Origin of the sequence: Flavobacterium lacus (assembly GCF_003268815.1) — a bacterium.
GTDB classification, from domain to species: domain Bacteria; phylum Bacteroidota; class Bacteroidia; order Flavobacteriales; family Flavobacteriaceae; genus Flavobacterium; species Flavobacterium lacus.
This window is the reverse complement of record NZ_QLSV01000003.1, coordinates 315,817-333,670: the sequence shown is the minus strand read 5'-3', so window position 1 is coordinate 333,670 and position 17,854 is coordinate 315,817. Positions and strand designations below refer to the sequence as shown.

Genomic DNA, 17,854 nt, shown 5'->3' with positions numbered 1-17,854 from the left:
CGCCATACAAACACTTGTTAGTTAGAAAAGGCTACTCTCCGGAGTAGCTTTTTTGTCATTCACCTGCTATCGGTTATAAATTATCAATTGTCAATCATCAATTGTCAATCATCAATTATCAATTGCCTATCCGTTCAATCCGTGGCAAATTGTCAATCAAGGTTCTCAGTATTCCGCTTTACCAACAACCGACAACAGACAACCGACAACCCACAACCTACAACCTACAACCTTTTTTCCCCTTTAAAGCAAAACAACAACTAAAATTTGTATTTTTGTAAGAACGCTACCGCAAGTTCGCCAAACAATGAGCCGTAGCCAACCACCGCAAACCGTACTTTACCAAAGCATTGTGGTACTTTACCGGAACCAAGTTGATTTTTATTTTAGTACTTTTAAACCATGAGCACAACAGAAAAAACAGGACATATCGGTCGAAAAATCAGTAAGATTCGCGAATTACGCGGCATGAAACAAGAAGCATTAGCCCAAGCCTTAGGCATTAGCCAACAATCCGTGAGTGTAATCGAAAACAGCGAAGAAGTAGAGCAAGCGATGTTGCAACGCATTGCCACTGTGTTGGAAGTGAGTGTGGAAGGGATTAAACATTTTACTGAGGAAGCTGTCTTTAATTACTTTAATACATTTAACGAATCTGACTTTAGCCATAGTAATGGTGCTTTTGGAAGTAGTAATACATATAACTTTAATCCAATAGAAAAACTAATTGAAGCCTACGAAGAAAACAAAAAGCTTTATGAACGCTTGTTAGAAGCGGAAAAAGAGAAAGTAGCTTTGTTAGAGCAATTGAAAAAATAAAAGGAAAGGATAGTGAGAGCTATCCTTTTTTATTGGCCTAAATAGTAATATATAAAATCATTTTCTGATTCTTGCTCGGCATCGAATTTGAGGACAAATTGCGATAATAAAAATTCTATTTTTTGTTCAATGGCCTCCGGACTGCCTAGCTCTTTTAAAAATTCAAATTGAGAGTTTTCTTCGGTGAAATCTTGGTTGAAGTACAAAAGGATATCTTCTTTGAACGTATCGGAATAGGATTCGTTGGATTGGTTAAGGTAATTTTCGAGGTGTTGGATTTTTTGGAGGTGGGTCATATTACTACTATTGTTGAGTTAAATATTTTCTATAAACAGTTCCTTTCCTGTTTCGAAATCTTCAATCCTAAAATCTTCACCACAGCAGTCACAATGGAAATAAATCACCGTTTTGCTCGGGAAATAAAAATCATCTTTCGCCATAATTTCTTCCCAATAGTATTCAGGGCAGTTGCATTTTTTGTGCGGAATCATTACACTTTAAAACCACTAAAATTAATAATCAATTTTTTTTCTCTTTTTGTATTAAAAAAATATTTTTCGATTAAATTTACAAGAAAACTTTTTAATTCAAAAACCATCATGTTAAATGTTACATGTGCAATTATACTTTTTCAAACTAAAATTCTTGTCACTCAACGTAGTGAAAGTATGAAGTTGCCTTTAAAATGGGAATTTCCTGGAGGAAAGTTAGAAATGGGGGAAAGTGAGGAAGCTTGTATAATAAGAGAAATTAAAGAAGAAATAAATTTAAATATTTTGCCTTTAAAGAAACTTTCAAATTGTATTCATGATTATGGAAGTTTTCAAATCAATTTGATACCTTTTGTAGCAAAACATATTTCTGGCGAAATACACTTGACAGAACATAAAGCCTATCAATTATTGGACAAAAAAGAGCTGTTATCACTCGATTGGGCAGAAGCTGATTTACCAATTGTTGAGGAATTTTTAAAACTTGAACTATGAACCAAGGACTGTATGAAGAGTTAGTTACCAAACTAATAAACATAAAAATTAATGAATTAGACAAAGAAATATTTCAAGTTAAAAAAACTTCAATTGATAAAGCAGAAGCAGCACAATTACTTTCTCAACATATTGGTAAAACCATAAAACATGCTTTTACTTTAATTAAAGGGGAAGATATTATCGAAACACAAATTGAAATTGCTAATAAAATAATTTTATTCCTAAAGGAAGAATTAAAAAAAGAAGAATTTGAAGATGATTTAATCGAAACAGAAGGGAAAATTTTAAAAGCTGTTTTTACAAAAGTAGATGCTCATTTTACTGATTTAGATTTACATTTAAAAGAAATTACTCCTTACACACGATTGATTCATAGTGAACTTTTTACAGGAGGAAATTCAGGGACTACGCTTGAAAGTGAATTGAGAAAAGAAATTCTGTCCTCAAACAGAATAGATTTGTTAGTTTCTTTTATCAAATGGAAAGGAATTAGAATTCTTGAAAAAGAACTTAGAGAATTTACAAACAGAGGCGGCAAATTGAGAGTAATAACCACTACATACATTGGTGCTACCGATTCTAAAGCTGTTGAGTTTTTAGCATCATTAGAAAATACTGAAGTAAAAGTTTCATACAATACTAGTAATGAACGTTTACATGCAAAAGCCTATTTGTTTCAAAGAAATACAGGTTTTCACACGGCATATATTGGCTCTTCTAATTTTTCTCGTTCAGCTCTAACTGACGGTTTAGAATGGAATTTAAAAGTCACTACAAAAGAAGTGGGTCATATTATTGATAAATTTAAAAAAACCTTTGAAACATATTGGCAAAATCCAGACTTTGAATTATATGACCAAAATGTTCATTCTGAAAAATTAATTGATGCACTTAAACAAGGGAAATTTTCTAAAGAATATACTTTTACAACATCCTATTTTGATCTCAAACCTTTTCCTTATCAAAATGAAATTCTTGAAAAATTGGAAGTTGAAAGAACAGTTCACAACAGATGTAGAAATCTTTTAGTTGCTGCTACTGGAACTGGAAAAACTGTGATTTCTGCATTTGATTATAAAAATTTTAGAAACAATAATAAATCATCGAAACTATTATTTGTGGCTCATCGAAAGGAAATTCTGCAACAAGCAAAAGTAACATTTCAAGGGGTTTTGAAAGATAATAATTTTGGAGGTTTATGGGTTGATGGTTTAGAACCAATTTCAAACGAATATGTTTTTGCCTCAGTTCAAACATTGAATAATAGATTAAAAGATATTAAGCTTTCTGAAGATTATTACGACTTTATAATCGTTGATGAAGTACATCATATAACTGCGTCAACTTACAGACCTATAATAAATTATTTTAAACCGAAAGTCCTTTTAGGTTTAACAGCCACGCCTGAAAGAATGGATGGTGAAAATATACTTGAAGATTTTTGTAATAGAATTGCCGCTGAAATTAGACTTCCAGAAGCACTAAATAAAAAATTATTAAGTCCATTTCAATATTTTGGAATTACAGATAGTATTGATTTAACCAATGTAAAATGGGAGAAAGGAAAATATGCAGCAAGCGAATTAACAAGTTTGTACACAAAAAACGATGTACGGGTTGGTCAAATAATATCTAATCTTGATAAATATACAAATGATATAAATGATGTTCGTGCAATAGGTTTTTGTGTGACAGTTGAACATGCTATTTTCATGACAGAAAAATTTAATTTGTCAGGATTAAAAGCCGAATGTTTGACAAGTAAAAACACAAATGAAAGAGATAGAATTAGAGAACAATTCAAGAAAAAAGAATTCAATTACTTGTTTGTAGTAGATATTTTCAATGAAGGTATAGATATTCCTGAAATTGATACTGTTTTGTTTTTGCGTCCGACAGAAAGTTTAACAGTTTTTCTTCAGCAATTAGGTCGTGGTTTACGATTAGCCGAAGGGAAAGATTGTTTAACAGTGCTAGATTTTGTTGGAAACTCAAGACCTGAATATGACTTTGAAAGTAAATTTAGAGCACTTATTGGAAAAACTACAACGTCTGTTCTAAAAGAAATTGAAGACGATTTTCCTCATTTACCTTTAGGATGTTCTATCGTTTTAGAGAAAAAAGCAAAAGAAAATATCTTAGAGAATATTAGAAGAGCAACATTATTGAATGTTAATCAACTTATAACAAAAATCAGAAATTTTCAACACCAAACTAATTTGCCTTTAACATTAAATAATTTCCTAGAATTAAATCATATTTCAATAGAAACAATTTACAAGAAAGATAGTTGGTCAAGATTATGTCAAAGAGCTGGAGTAATTGAAGATTTTGAGATTTCAAATGAAAAACAAATATATTCAGCAATAAGCAATAAGTGGCTTTCTACAAATTCAACAAGTTACTTTAATTTTATTCTAAAAATTGCCAAACAAAAATTCAATATTAGAATTAATGATTTTGATGAAAATGGAAAAGCAATGTTACTTATGTTGTATTATGATGTTTGGCAAAATCATGGACTTTTCACAACTTTAGAGGAAAGTATTAAAGAGATTGGTAAGAATAAAATTTTAGTGAAAGAAATTATTGAAGTTTTAGAAATACTGATTGACAAAGTTGATTTTAAAGAAATTGACATTGAATTGCCTTATAATCAACCTTTAAAATTACATGCAAGATATACTAGAGACCAAATTACTGCAGCGTTTGGAAAAACTACTTTTGAAAAAAAGTGGCCTAGTAGAGAAGGAGTTTTAGAAATAGAAAATATAAATACAGAACTACTTTTTATCAATTTGATTAAATCAGAAGAAGATTTTTCTCCAACAACAATGTACGATGACTATGCCATTAGTGACACTTTATTTCATTGGCAAAGTCAAAATTCATCCAGACCTGATTTAGGTAAAGGATTGTCGTATATAAAGCACAAAGAGAACAATAAGAAAGTTTTATTATTTGTGAGAGAGAAAGCAAGTGATGAAAATGGAAATACAATGGGCTATGTCTTTATTGGTGAAGCACAGTTTATAGAAAGCGAAGGAGCAAAACCAATGAATATTAAATGGGAGTTAAATGAGCCAATGCCAAATTACCTTTGGAAAGATTCTGCCAAATTATCTATCGGTTAGTAATTTATTCAATAACACAATCAATTTCAAAATATCCATTTTCAAATTCTTCAATCAATTCCTCCAATGTGTACTTATGATTTTCATCAAAAATAAAATCTTCACTAATATCAAAAAAGTAGAAGTGATTTTCTCTTTTGAAAATACACCACGTGCTAGTTAGAATACCTTTCCTCTTAGTTAATTCTAATCCTTGATTTGGTGTTTTTTCTAATTCAATTGTTATTTCTTTAATTGTCATGTTTTTTACTTATAAAATTAATCTAATAAACCATCTCAAAATAATTCTCCAAAGCAATTTGAAACAATTCCGTTTCAATTTTGATGAGTTCTTCTTTGTAATTCCAACCACCAATGTAGGCTTCATCCTCTATTGACATTGGATATCCATGAAGTTTTCGACTTAAAAGATCGCACAATGAAACATCATCACAACTGTAATAAAGAGGATAATATTTTTCGATAAAATCCCAGTATTCTGTGGAGGAGTATTTTAATTTTGGTTTCATGTTTTTTGGTTTTTATCAAAATTATCAATCTTTAATTTAATGAACAGCGTACAATTGTATGCTCTCCTAATTTTTTTACAATATTCGTAAATAGAATTTGATATTCCATTTTGGTATAATTGTGTTTTAATGATGAGATTCCTCCTTCGTCGGAATGACAAGATTGTAGTATGACAAGATTGTGGTATGACAAGATTGCGGAGTTTTATTGGTTAGTTTTGATCGATAATACAGTATCTCATTTGCTCGGTTGTTCATTTTTTCCACACTACCAAAACCTTAAAAAAAATCTAAAGCCGCACCAACCTTTTCCCCTTTTGTGTAAGTTTACTGTATAAATCGTACAAAACGGATGATGAAATTCAACTTTATAGTGTTGTTCCTAGCGGTGAGTGGCTTTTTGGGGTGTTCACAACTTGCTGCCCAAGTGCTCAAAGGCAAAATTGTCGATGCCCAAACGCAGGAACCCATTGGGTATGCCTCCGTACAACTTTCGCCCAATTATGGGGTCATTAGCAATCAGGAAGGCGATTTTTCGCTTTTGCAAAAGGATTTTCCGGCGGAGGCGTTAGTGCATATTTCGCACATTGGCTACCAGGAAATCCATATCGCCATCAAAGACTTGGCTCGCACGGCGGTGATTGCGTTGGAGCCGTCTGCGTTATTGCTAAAAGAAGTGGTGTTGGGTCCAACGTTAACCGCTTCGCAAATCCTGCAAAAGTATGTGGAGAACAGCAGCAAAAACCACGTATTGTCGGGCGTTCGGGTGCGGTATTTTAGCCGAAGCAAAGAAACCTATGTGCCCAAACGATTTGAAGTAGACCTCAAAAAAATCAGCTTTGCCAACAAAAAAGAACTGCAACAAAAGATTGAGGCATTTGAAAAAAAATTCAATAACAGAGAAATCATTGGCTTTAGAGAAACCATGACCGATGTGTACCTCACGCCAAAAGGCATGGTGACCAATCACCTCAAAGCACTCAAGTTACTGGATGGCAACGGCTTGAACATGGATAATTTTCAGGATAAATTTTTTGAACATACGTTCAAGCAATTGGAGTCACCCTATACCTATCGCATTAATTCGGGCATTATTCCATTGGAAAAAAAGGCCTCGATGAAGGAAATCAGCACCGATGCCAATGCCGCCGATACGCTTAAAAACAGCAATGGTTTTTATGCCGTGGGTTACGGTGTGATTGGTCATCGGGAGTTCATTCGCAAGCAAGACCTTTATGATTATACGCTCGAAGGAACTAAAACGGTAAATGGCATGTTGTGTTATCACCTGACGTTTCGTCCCGATCGAAACAGAGCCAAATACGTGGGCGAACTTTTTATCAACACCGATGATTTTGGTTTGGTGTATTATAAATATGAACTGGCCCCGGAAAAAAGTGATTTTAAACTCAACCTCAAATGGATGCTGGGTGTAAAATTTAATTCGTTTGGGAACACCATGGAAGTGCTGATGAAAAAATCGCCCACCGGAACCTACTACCCGCAGTTCATTAAAAAGTTTAGTGCCAATTATGTCTACATCGACCGCAGTTTGTCCTTCACCGAAAACCATCCCAAAAGAAGTGAACGCAAGAAAATGAAATTCAACTTTTTAATCGAAATGAACACCGCTGAAGCCGATGAAATTATTGCCGTAGAAATGGAACCGCAGCAGGGAGAAGTAAAACCATTTGAACCGGGGTATATTTTTGTTGATGTAAAACGGCAATATGACCCAAACTATTGGAGTGCCTACACCATTCTTGAAGCGACAGAGGCGGTACGGAATTTTAAAGGGGAATAGCTTCTTTTTTTTTCACGTAAAGATGCAAAGTTTTGGGAACGCTTCGCTTATTTTAATGGAACACAGATTAAACAGATTAAACAGATTTTCACGAATTTTAATAGCTTCGCTATAATGGATTGACGCAGATTAAAATCCACTATGCTAGCAATATTTTCAACGTCACGGCTCCCCTGCCCTTTGGTGAAGTAAGGTGTCAAGCTATTTTTCGATTAAAATTATAGTTGTAGAACTATAATAGGATTTATTTATTAATCTCTATAGTCAATTTAGAACGAGTCAACCTACAACCCACAACCCACAACCTACAACCTACAACCTACAACCTATGTCTAGATAAAGCATGGATAATGCATGGATAATGCCTAGAGCCGTATTGCATTACCGCACCAGAAAGATTACTTTTACATCATGCAAGTCAAAACCAAAGCCATCGTAATCTCAGCGTTAAAATACCAGGAAAAATCCCTGATTGTGAAGTGTTTTACGCTGTCTGATGGTTTAAAAAGTTATTTTGTCCCCAATGCTTTTTCATCACGGAAGAACCAACAAAAGATTGGTTATTTCCAACCGTTGACGATCTTAGAAATTGAAGCCACGCACAAAAATAATGGTAAACTGGAGTATTTCAAGGAAATCCGAATCGGACAATCGTATGTTTCCTTACACAACACTATTGTCAAAAGTTCAATGGCTCTTTTTCTATCGGAAGTGTTACACCATTGCATCAAAGAGGAAGAAAAAAACGAAGCCTTTTTCGATTATTTAGAAGCCGCTTTGGTTTGGTTAGACAGCCATGACGAAGTAGTAAATTTTCACTTAATCTTATTATTGGGAATGACTCGCTTTTTAGGCTTCTATCCCGATGTATCACAAACAAATGCTACTTTTTTTGAATTAACGGAAGGCGTTTTTACCAATTATCACGGTATCAGTTGCCTTTCGGAACACGAAACGATTTTATTTAAAAAACTGATTGAATTAAAGTTTAACAGCGAAGCCAAGTTTTTTGTGGCTGCCGAACGACAGCTTTTACTTAAAATTTTGTTGGATTATTATGCGTTTCATTTGGATGGGTTTAAACGGCCGAAGTCGTTGGAGGTGTTGGGGGAGGTGTTTGGATGAGTTGCTGAGAAACTGAGTTGCTGAGATTATAATTGCAACGAACACAAGGAAGCTTCGCTTTTTTAGGGGCACACGGATTAAACGGATTTAAAAGAATCTCACGGATATAATAGCTTCGCCATAATGGCTTGAAGCGATGGATCACTGCGGGTTTATTCGTTTTTACACGGTTGTGGTTTGAAATAAAGTTATAAGGACTTGGTTTATGGGTTGTTTTGTAGCGGAAATGTCCATAAAAAAAACTGCCCGAAAGCAGTTTTCACTAGTTACAAACTATAATTAACCTAACTAAAACTCTATAAAATACTTGTTTCTAATACTTTCATGTTACCCGGATATTGTATGCTAGGATCGTCTTCGGCAGTGATAAAAATCCGTTCAGGTTTGGAGGATGAAACCGTTTCAAATTTCACATGAAGCTTGGTGGTGGCCACAATTTGTCCGATGTTTTGAGGGTAATTATTGTTTGCAACCATCCACACCACGTAGGTTTTTTTGGGTGGATTTAAACGTTCCGGTTCCGCTAAATAGGAAATATTTATTTCTATATTGTAGTTGTCGTTATTGTCTTTTTTAACTTTCGCATCACCTCTGGCTGCGGGAGTTATGTTTGAGTTTTCGAAAACTGTTTTTTTAGAGCACGAGAAAGGGGTAATTGTAAAGGACAGGATGATAAACGCTACCACTCCTTTTTTTAAACTTTTTAAAAAGTTTGTTGTTTTCATGATTGTTGTTTTACTAATTTTTATTTTTTTTGTTTCCAAACTATTGATTCTGGCCTATCGCAACAAGTACGATTGTGTGACGAGGAGTAACGTTACTGTGTAAAAGGTGTATTCCATGAGTTTAATTTTACTATTCAAAGGTCTTCTTTTTTCAGCCGTTAAGTTTACATCTAAAATCTATTTCGTTGTTAGTTTCACACTTTTTCGAGGAGCTTTTGCATAGGATCGAACACTAGCTTTTAATTTGCCCTTTTCTAGAAAAACTAATCGAGCCATCAGATAACTCACTGTAGATTCAGCCCCTTGATTTAGATTCACATTATATTTTTCCAGACCATCGTGACAACCTCCCGTTATGGGGTTATATACAATTTGATGCAAATGATTTTTTCCTAAAAACCAGTCAAATGCCGTTTCCATTTTTTCTTGGTATTCCTTTTCTTTAAATGTTTTATAAAAGGTCTTTAGAGCCAAAATAGTGTAGGCCACGTCAATCGATTGCTCGCCAAAACTATTGACTGTTCCGCCCTTGTGATGCCATCCCTGATTAGAAACTACTTTAATTTGTTGGTTTTTAAAAATGATTGATAGTAGAAAATCAAATGATGATTTTGCGATTTTTTGATAAATTTCATTTCCAGAACTTTTAGCCGCATATAGCATTGCTTCCGGAAGAACACTGTTGGCATAGGTTAGATAATTTTCAAACCACTTCCACTTTTTGTCTGAAACTCCTCTGAATTTTGAAACTAAATTGTCGGCTAAATCGATGATTAAGTTTTTAACGGCAAGACTTTCTTTATTCAAATTATAAAAATAGAGTCCTTTGATTGCAAATCCGATGGCTCTTGGGGAATGGAAAGATCCAATCGAGACCAATGCTCTTTCCAATGCTAAATTGGCCTTTTCAATTAAATCAGGACTAAACAAATCTTGATACGCACTAAATTCTCCCAATGCCCAAACTGCTCTTCCATTGGAATCTTCAAGGTTTTCTGAACTGTTTTTTGAGAAAAAATCACCTTTAAAATCTACATAATTTAAAAACCGGCCATCTTCTTGTTGGCAAAAAATAATGAAGTCTAAATAAGTTGTAATTAATTCCAAATCGGCACTGTCACGCAACAATTCATAGTGTTTTGCGATAGCAATTAATGCACGAGCATTGTCATCTAACGTATATCCGGAATTGAAATCGGGGGTTGAGATTCGCGAAAACTGAATCATTCCGTTTTTGGTTGTCAGTCTTTTGATATGGTCTAATGAAATTGGAGGTAATTGATATTTTATGTCTACTTTTCTTTTAGTTAACAAACTTTTTGTCAAATCAATGTGAGCAATGGCTGCATTTTGCCATGAAGTGGGACTTATTTTGTGCAATGCATTTAAACGCATTTCTTTCAGCAATTTTGGATTATGGAGTAGCTTAATCGTGGCATCTGCCAATTGTTCGGCATTTTGAAAATCAAAGTTGACTCCTGCTCCATCTACTAATTCTTTGGCGTGTGGAATTGGTGTTGAAATCACAGGGCACCCATTTGCCATTGCATACGCAAGTGTACCACTCACCGCCTGATTGGGGTCTTTTGAAGTAAATAAATAGATTTTTGTTCGTTGCAAATAATCCATTAATTCATTTAAAGTTAAATACCGGTTGATGAATCGAACATTGTTTTGCAAACCCAATTCAACTACTCTTTCATATAGTGAATTTCTATATCTTTCACCCTCTCTTTTAAGTACTTCGGGATGCGTTTTGCCAATAATTAAATAAATAACGTTTGGAAATTCTTTTACAATTCTCGGAAGTGCTTCAATAGCTGTTTCGATACTTTTTCCATCGCTTAATAAACCAAAGGTGGAGAGAATAATTCGATCGGCTAAATGAATTTTATTTTTTGTTGTAGTGTCCGAGCAAACTAAATGAGTTCCGTGCGGAATCACTTCAATTTTTTGTTTGGCAATTCCATAGTCAAATTGTAATAATGCTGCCGACGTATTTGTCATCACAATAACCGTGTTGGAATAATCTGCAATTTGGCGAACTACTTTTTTGAGTTTTGAATTCGGATTTGGCAAAACCGTGTGCAATGTAGTGATGATTGGTTTTTTTAAATGAGCCATTAATTTCAAGATGTTATTTCCGTTTTCTCCTCCAAACAAGCCAAATTCGTGTTGAAGAAAAATAACAGCAATATTTTTGTCTGTATTAATGATGTTTGCCAGTTGAACAAAGTGATTTATTTCATCGGTTTGGATACAATATTTTACTTCATCCGGATACTGAAAATCCGAATCAACGGTGTTTACGGCACCAATTTTTAATGAAAAGGTTTTTCCGAATTTTTCTTGGATAGCATTTTTTAAATCTTGGGTGTACGTTGCAATGCCACATTCTCTTGGCGGATAAGTGGTGATAAATAAAATTTCCGGCAATTCTTTTTTGGGAAATGGAATCAGATTCGTTTGATTCATTGTAGCCGTTTTATTTTCTCGCCCCTTCACCATTGATTCTGCTATCTCTTGATGAACCATCAGTTTGAAAGTGTAATCGGGATAATTAATTGCTTTCATTAGTTACTTTGTTTAGCATTAACTCATTTAATAATTCTTTTAAACTTACTGAGGCTGCCGCAATGCACTTGTCGGCAGCACCGTAATAGATGTATAAGGTGTCATCAAAAAGTGCAGTTCCGGTTGGAAACACTACATTATTAACTACTCCTTTTAATTCATACTCTTCCTTAGGAATAAATAAGGGATCAACTAATCGGGCGATTACTTTTAACGGATTGTCAATATCCAATAAAGCCGCCGCCGCCGAATAGATATATCCCGCTGATGTATCATAAACACCGTGGTAAATCAGCAACCAACCTAATTCTGTTTCAATAGGAGGAGCACCTGCACCAAGATAACCGGATTCGTGATTTATTCCCACCGGATCCATGACGATGTGTTTTTTAAAATGTAAAAAGTAGTGATTCCAAAATTCTTTGGTTAGCTCTTTTAAATCCTCCACCATTACCAGTTGAATTCCCGGGCGGATTCGGTGTAAAAAGGCAAATTTCCCATCTATTTTTCTGGGAAAAAAAACGACGTCCTTATCCCATAAATAAATTTCCTTCTTGTGGTCAAAATGCCTTACATGTCTGAAATATTTTGCGTTGATTAAGTTGTTGCATTCTGCCAATTTTTTGAATTCATCAAAAGTGAATATTGGCACAATAATACCATGTCGCTCAAATGTTTTTAAATCAGTTGACGTGACCAAAGCACCAAGTGCATTTATGCCATTATAAGCGGTATACGTAATAAAAAAAGTGCCTTCTATTTTAACGATTCTGGGATCTTCAACCCCATTTGATTCTTCTTCTGAGAAAGGAATTAGTAGAGGAGTGTCATTTCGTTCTACCACTTCCAATGGACCGTTCAATTTGCAGTAACCTACCGTAGAATAATTTCCATTTCGAACAGCCCTGTACAACATATGTAATGTGTTGTCTTCCTGAAAAATAGCGGGATTTAATACACTATCGTCCTCAAACGAAAGGTGTGTTTTTTTTAAAATAATTCCGTGTTTTTTTACTTTAATCATGATAGATGTAGATAAAAAAAGTGCAGTTTTGATGCTACACTTTGAATGACTTTTTAATGTATTCGTAGTATGTTTAAGAATCTACGTTGCCCATTTAATCAAGTCGGTTTATGATATGCCAGATTATTTTTCTTCTAATAGAAATTACCTTACGTTTCTTTTTTTGGTTTTAAATCTACTTTTGCGAACGTTTAATTCTTAACTTAAATGCCATCTTCTTTTAATCAAAAAATAGTCATCATTTTTGATTAACGCGAAGATTATAACAAAGGTGGAATGAATAGTGCTTTAAGATGTTACACATTTAATAGTAAAAATTATACATATCACTTGCTAGGTATTTATCTAAACAAAAAAACACCCAAATAATGGGTGTTTCACTTTTCTAAAAAATAACTGATTAGATATTTTCTAAATTTTTATTTCGCTTATACTTCATCTGTTTGAAAAAGGAAGGAGATAACCCGGTAATTTTTTTAAATTGATTGGACAAATGGGCAACACTACTGTAATTTAACATAAAAGCGATTTCGGTTAAATTCAATTCATCATACAACAACAACTCTTTAACACGTTCAATTTTGTGCATAATAATATAATGTTGAATAGTAATCCCTTTTACTTCAGAAAAAATATTAGACAAATAGGTGTAATCATGATTGAGCTTTTCACTGATGTAGTCCGAATAATTTACTTTGGGAACTTCGTCTGTGTAGTGAATCATCTCCACGATTACATTTTTAATTCGTTCAATTAAAATGGCTCTTTTGTCATCTAATAATTCTAGCCCAGATTTGGCTAAATTCACTCCCAACAAATCCCATTTTTCGGGCGTAATTTCACCCAATACTTCAACCATTCCTAAATCAATGTTAAGATAGTCTAAGTTCAATTTTTTCAATTCTTCTCTAACCATCATTTTGCAACGAAGACTAACCATGTATTTGATATACAGAATCATACTTGTTTAATTTTTATCAACAACAGCAGCGTTGTTGAATACTATTATTTATATTTGATCTTCATAACCACTTTTAATTACGGTTGATATCATTTTAAATTGTTCATTGGCGTTGAAATGATGCTTTGAATGGGCTGGTATCACAATCCCGTTGCCCAGCTTTAGCATAAGTTTTTTACCTTCTAATGTTAATTCGGCTACACCGTCAATGATTTGAATATACATATCAAAAGGTGATGTTTTTTCGTCTAATTCTTCGCCTGCGTCAAACGAGGAGACGGTTACATTTCCTGTTGTTTTTTTTATAATTGTTCTGCTCACGACGGCATTTTTCATATATTCTATAATCTCAACTACAATATGAATTTTGGCTTTTTCTAATTCTAAATTGTCATTCGGTTTTTTCATCTTATTTTGAATAATTTTTTAGTTGACTTATAGTATTATCCTTAACAAAGGTCGACTATATTTGTTCTATGTGCTTACAATTAATTGATTATTAATTGTATAATTACCATGTGAAGGTATAATTGCCTTAAGAATACGTCTTTTCTTTTCGAATTACCGTGCATTTTAACCTCTTTAAATAATTTTTAATCGCAAAGGATACAAAAAAGGTCGCAAGGAACGCCAAGACGTTTCGCTATTATTTTCTCAAAGAAAACATCAAATTTTCGTTTTTTCTTATGGACACATCGCCACATTTCCCCATTGACACATTAATTCCTACCATATTATCTCAAAAATCCTTACTTTCGCAAATTGATTTTTTAGAACGAGAAAACATGAGTACGAAATTCGCTGAATACAAAGGACTTGACCTGCCAACCGTGGCATCGGAAGTACTGAAGTATTGGAAGGAAAACCACATTTTTGAACAAAGCATCACCACCCGTGAAGGGCAACAACCGTATGTGTTTTTTGAAGGCCCTCCTTCAGCCAACGGTTTACCCGGAATTCACCACGTGATGGCTCGTGCGATTAAAGATATTTTTTGCCGTTATAAAACCCAAAAAGGATTTCAAGTCAAGCGAAAAGCCGGTTGGGACACACACGGTTTGCCTGTAGAATTAGGTACCGAAAAAGAATTAGGCATTACCAAAGAAGACATCGGAAAAACCATTTCGATTGAAGAATACAACGAAGCGTGTAAAAAAACCGTTATGCGTTACACCGACGTGTGGAACGACCTAACCGAAAAAATGGGTTATTGGGTGGATATGGAAGACCCTTACGTGACCTATAAATCCAAATACATGGAGTCGGTTTGGTGGTTATTAAAACAGATTTATGATAAGAATTTGTTGTACAAAGGCTACACGATTCAGCCTTATTCACCGAAAGCCGGAACAGGATTATCTTCGCATGAAGTGAACCAGCCCGGAAGTTACCGAGATGTAACCGATACGTCTGTCGTAGCTCAATTTAAAACTAAACAGGAAACCTTACCTGCTTTTTTACAAGGGTTTGGCGATATTCATATTTTAGCTTGGACAACTACACCTTGGACGTTACCAAGTAATACCGCCTTGACGGTTGGACCAAAAATTGATTATGTGTTGGTGAAAACCTTCAATCAATATACGTTTGAACCGACAAATGTTATTTTGGCTAAAAATTTAGTTGGGAAGCAATTTGGCGGCAAATTTTCTGTAGCAGAAAACGACGATGATTTTGTCAATTACAAATCAGACGATAAAAAAATACCGTACCAAATTTTAGCGGAATGTAAGGGTGCTGATTTAGTAGGAGTCCGCTACGAGCAGTTAATGCCATTGGTTTTACCTTATCAAAATCCGGAAAATGCTTTCCGAGTGATTTCAGGTGATTTTGTCACAACCGAAGATGGTACCGGAATTGTACACACCGCTCCGACATTTGGTGCAGATGATGCGAAAGTGGCCAAAGAAGCAACACCTGAAGTTCCGCCGATGTTGGTGTTGGATGCCACAGGAAACGCTGTTCCTTTAGTTGATTTACAAGGGAAATTTATCCACGGTTTAGGCGAATTCTCCGGTAAATATGTAAAAAATGAATATTATAACGAAGGCGAAGCTCCCGAGCGTTCCGCAGATGTGGAAATTGCCATTTTGTTAAAAGAAGAAAATAAAGCGTTCAAAGTTGAAAAATACGTGCACAGTTATCCGCATTGTTGGCGAACCGATAAACCGATTTTATATTATCCGTTGGATTCTTGGTTCATCAAAGTAACTGAAATTAAAAACCGAATGTTCGATTTAAACAATACCATTAATTGGAAGCCAAAAGCCACCGGCGAAGGTCGTTTTGGAAATTGGTTAAAAAACGCGAACGATTGGAACTTATCCCGTTCACGGTATTGGGGAATTCCGTTACCGATTTGGCGAACCGAAGACAAAACCGAAGAAATTTTAATCGGTTCGGTAGAAGAATTATACGATGCAATTGAAAAATCGATAACTGCAGGTTTCCAAAAAGAAAATCCGTTCAAAGGGTTTGAGATTGGAAACATGAGCGAATCAAATTATGATTTAGTGGATTTGCATAAAAATGTAGTGGATGAAATTGTATTGGTTTCACCTTCCGGCAAACCGATGAAACGTGAATCCGATTTGATAGACGTTTGGTTTGATAGTGGTGCCATGCCTTATGCTCAATGGCATTATCCTTTTGAAAACAAGCATTTAATCGATAATAACGAAGCTTTTCCGGCTGATTTTATTGCCGAAGGAGTCGATCAAACCCGTGGTTGGTTTTACACGTTGCATGCCATCGGAACGTTGGTGTTTGATAAAATTGCGTATAAAAATGTCGTTTCCAACGGCTTAGTATTAGACAAAAACGGACAAAAAATGTCCAAACGTCTCGGAAACGCTGTTGATCCATTTACCACGTTAGACCAATATGGGCCCGATGCTACGCGTTGGTATATGATTGCGAATGCGAACCCGTGGGATAATTTAAAATTTGATATTGAAGGTGTTGCCGAAGTAAGACGAAAATTCTTTGGTACTTTATATAATACGTATTCGTTCTTTTCGTTGTATGCGAATATCGATGGATTTACCTATCAAGAGGAAGAAATTCCGTTAACCGAGCGACCGGAAATTGACCGTTGGATTTTATCGGAATTACAAACCTTAGTTCAATTGGTAGATGAAAGTTATGCGGATTATGAACCGACGAGAGCAGCAAGAGCGATTTCCGACTTTGTGCAAGAGCATTTGAGTAACTGGTACGTTCGTTTATGTAGACGAAGATTTTGGAAAGGCGACTATGGCACCGATAAAATTGCAGCGTATCAAACATTATATACGTGTTTAATCACGGTGGCTAAATTATCAGCTCCTATTGCTCCTTTCTTTATGGATAGGCTTTACAGAGATTTAACACAAGCAACACATTCAGAAAATTTTGACAGCGTACATTTGGCCGATTTCCCAAAATATGTTGAAAAATATGTTGATAAATCGTTGGAGAGTAAAATGATGAAAGCACAAACGGTTTCGTCACTGGTTTTATCGCTTCGCAAGAAGGAGATGATAAAGGTGCGTCAACCGTTGCAAAAGGTAATGATTCCGATACTTGACGAAAATCAGCGTGTTGAAATTGAAGCCGTTTCCGACCTGATAAAAGCCGAAGTAAACGTGAAAGAAATCGTATTATTAGACGATGCTTCCGGAGTTTTAGTGAAGCAAATCAAGCCTAATTTCAAAGCATTAGGCCCACGTTTTGGGAAAGATATGGGGTTGATTGCCAAAGAGATACAAGCTTTTTCGCAAGTGCAAATAAACGAATTAGACCAAAACGGAAGCTATACGCTTGTTATTTCGGGAAATTCAATAACTTTATCACTAGATGATGTGGAGATTTCCTCGCAAGATATCCCAGGATGGTTAGTGGCCAATGCAAACGGAATTACGGTGGCTTTAGACATTACAATTTCCGATGAATTGCGAAAAGAAGGGATTGCCAGAGAGTTAGTCAATCGTATTCAAAACCTCAGAAAGGACAGTGGCTTTGAAGTAACAGATAAAATAAAAGTTCAATTGACGCGAAATGGTGCATTAGAGGAAGCCATCACCGCCAATGAAATCTATATAAAGTCTGAAACATTAACCGAAATACTCGTTTTTGAAGACCAATTAGAAAATGGTACGGAAATTGAGTTTGATGACATAAAAACACAAATAATAATTTCAAAATAGATT

General features: G+C 34.8%; 14 protein-coding genes. 6 read left to right on the top strand and 8 right to left on the bottom strand.

Going from position 1 to position 17,854, the window contains the following annotated elements; translation table 11 throughout:
• Window positions 1-402: 402 nt before the first annotated feature.
• A complete protein-coding gene (locus B0I10_RS04605) occupies window positions 403-819 on the top strand; it encodes a helix-turn-helix domain-containing protein (protein WP_112085313.1) in 417 nt (138 codons plus the stop codon).
• 29 nt (window positions 820-848) lie between these two features.
• Here B0I10_RS04605 and B0I10_RS04600 read toward each other — a convergent pair whose 3' ends face one another.
• Complete coding sequence (locus B0I10_RS04600; RefSeq protein ID WP_112085312.1) at window positions 849-1,115, bottom strand: hypothetical protein; 267 nt, start codon at window positions 1,113-1,115, stop codon at window positions 849-851.
• Between the two features lie 93 nt (window positions 1,116-1,208).
• Here B0I10_RS04600 and B0I10_RS15785 point away from each other — a divergent pair, with 93 nt between their 5' ends.
• Together B0I10_RS15785 and B0I10_RS04590 are read left to right on the top strand one after the other, a co-directional pair.
• Window positions 1,209-1,805, top strand: a complete 597-nt coding sequence (locus B0I10_RS15785) for a (deoxy)nucleoside triphosphate pyrophosphohydrolase (protein ID WP_245942950.1) — start codon at window positions 1,209-1,211, stop codon at window positions 1,803-1,805.
• Window positions 1,802-4,942, top strand: a complete 3,141-nt coding sequence (locus B0I10_RS04590; RefSeq protein ID WP_112085310.1) for a DUF3427 domain-containing protein — start codon at window positions 1,802-1,804, stop codon at window positions 4,940-4,942. Before B0I10_RS15785 ends, B0I10_RS04590 begins: the two co-directional genes overlap by 4 nt.
• Window positions 4,943-4,946: 4 nt before the next feature.
• Here B0I10_RS04590 and B0I10_RS04585 read toward each other — a convergent pair whose 3' ends face one another.
• Entirely contained in the window at window positions 4,947-5,183 is a 237-nt protein-coding gene (locus B0I10_RS04585; RefSeq protein ID WP_112085309.1) for a hypothetical protein, read from the bottom strand.
• 22 nt (window positions 5,184-5,205) lie between these two features.
• On the bottom strand, window positions 5,206-5,451 hold the full coding sequence (locus B0I10_RS04580; protein ID WP_112085308.1) for a hypothetical protein: 246 nt from the start codon (window positions 5,449-5,451) through the stop codon (window positions 5,206-5,208).
• A 352-nt stretch (window positions 5,452-5,803) separates the two neighbouring features.
• On the opposite strand from B0I10_RS04580, the gene B0I10_RS04575 reads away from it, so the two are divergent.
• Window positions 5,804-7,255 carry a carboxypeptidase-like regulatory domain-containing protein gene (locus B0I10_RS04575; protein WP_112085307.1) on the top strand — a complete coding sequence of 484 codons (1,452 nt, stop codon included), beginning with the start codon at window positions 5,804-5,806 and terminating at the stop codon, window positions 7,253-7,255.
• 411 nt (window positions 7,256-7,666) lie between these two features.
• Window positions 7,667-8,380, top strand: a complete 714-nt coding sequence (gene recO, locus B0I10_RS04570; RefSeq protein ID WP_112085306.1) for a DNA repair protein RecO — start codon at window positions 7,667-7,669, stop codon at window positions 8,378-8,380.
• Window positions 8,381-8,676: 296 nt separating this feature from the next.
• On the opposite strand, the gene B0I10_RS04565 is transcribed toward recO, so the two are convergent.
• From B0I10_RS04565 to B0I10_RS04545, 5 genes are all read right to left on the bottom strand, one after another.
• Window positions 8,677-9,105: a hypothetical protein gene (locus B0I10_RS04565; protein ID WP_112085335.1), complete on the bottom strand. Its 429-nt coding sequence runs from the start codon at window positions 9,103-9,105 to the stop codon at window positions 8,677-8,679.
• Window positions 9,106-9,282: 177 nt separating this feature from the next.
• Window positions 9,283-11,679, bottom strand: coding sequence for a glycosyltransferase family 4 protein (locus B0I10_RS04560; RefSeq protein ID WP_112085305.1), 2,397 nt, complete (start codon window positions 11,677-11,679; stop codon window positions 9,283-9,285).
• Window positions 11,666-12,703, bottom strand: a complete 1,038-nt coding sequence (locus tag B0I10_RS04555) for a glycoside hydrolase family 130 protein (protein ID WP_112085304.1) — start codon at window positions 12,701-12,703, stop codon at window positions 11,666-11,668. Before B0I10_RS04555 ends, B0I10_RS04560 begins: the two co-directional genes overlap by 14 nt.
• 400 nt (window positions 12,704-13,103) lie before the next feature.
• Complete coding sequence (locus B0I10_RS04550; RefSeq protein WP_112085303.1) at window positions 13,104-13,664, bottom strand: helix-turn-helix domain-containing protein; 561 nt, start codon at window positions 13,662-13,664, stop codon at window positions 13,104-13,106.
• 48 nt (window positions 13,665-13,712) lie between these two features.
• Window positions 13,713-14,072 (bottom strand): cupin domain-containing protein, encoded by a 360-nt coding sequence (locus B0I10_RS04545; RefSeq protein ID WP_112085302.1) that lies wholly within the window; start codon window positions 14,070-14,072, stop codon window positions 13,713-13,715.
• 377 nt (window positions 14,073-14,449) lie between these two features.
• On the opposite strand from B0I10_RS04545, the gene ileS reads away from it, so the two are divergent.
• Window positions 14,450-17,851, top strand: coding sequence for an isoleucine--tRNA ligase (gene ileS, locus B0I10_RS04540; protein WP_112085334.1), 3,402 nt, complete (start codon window positions 14,450-14,452; stop codon window positions 17,849-17,851).
• Window positions 17,852-17,854: the final 3 nt, after the last annotated feature.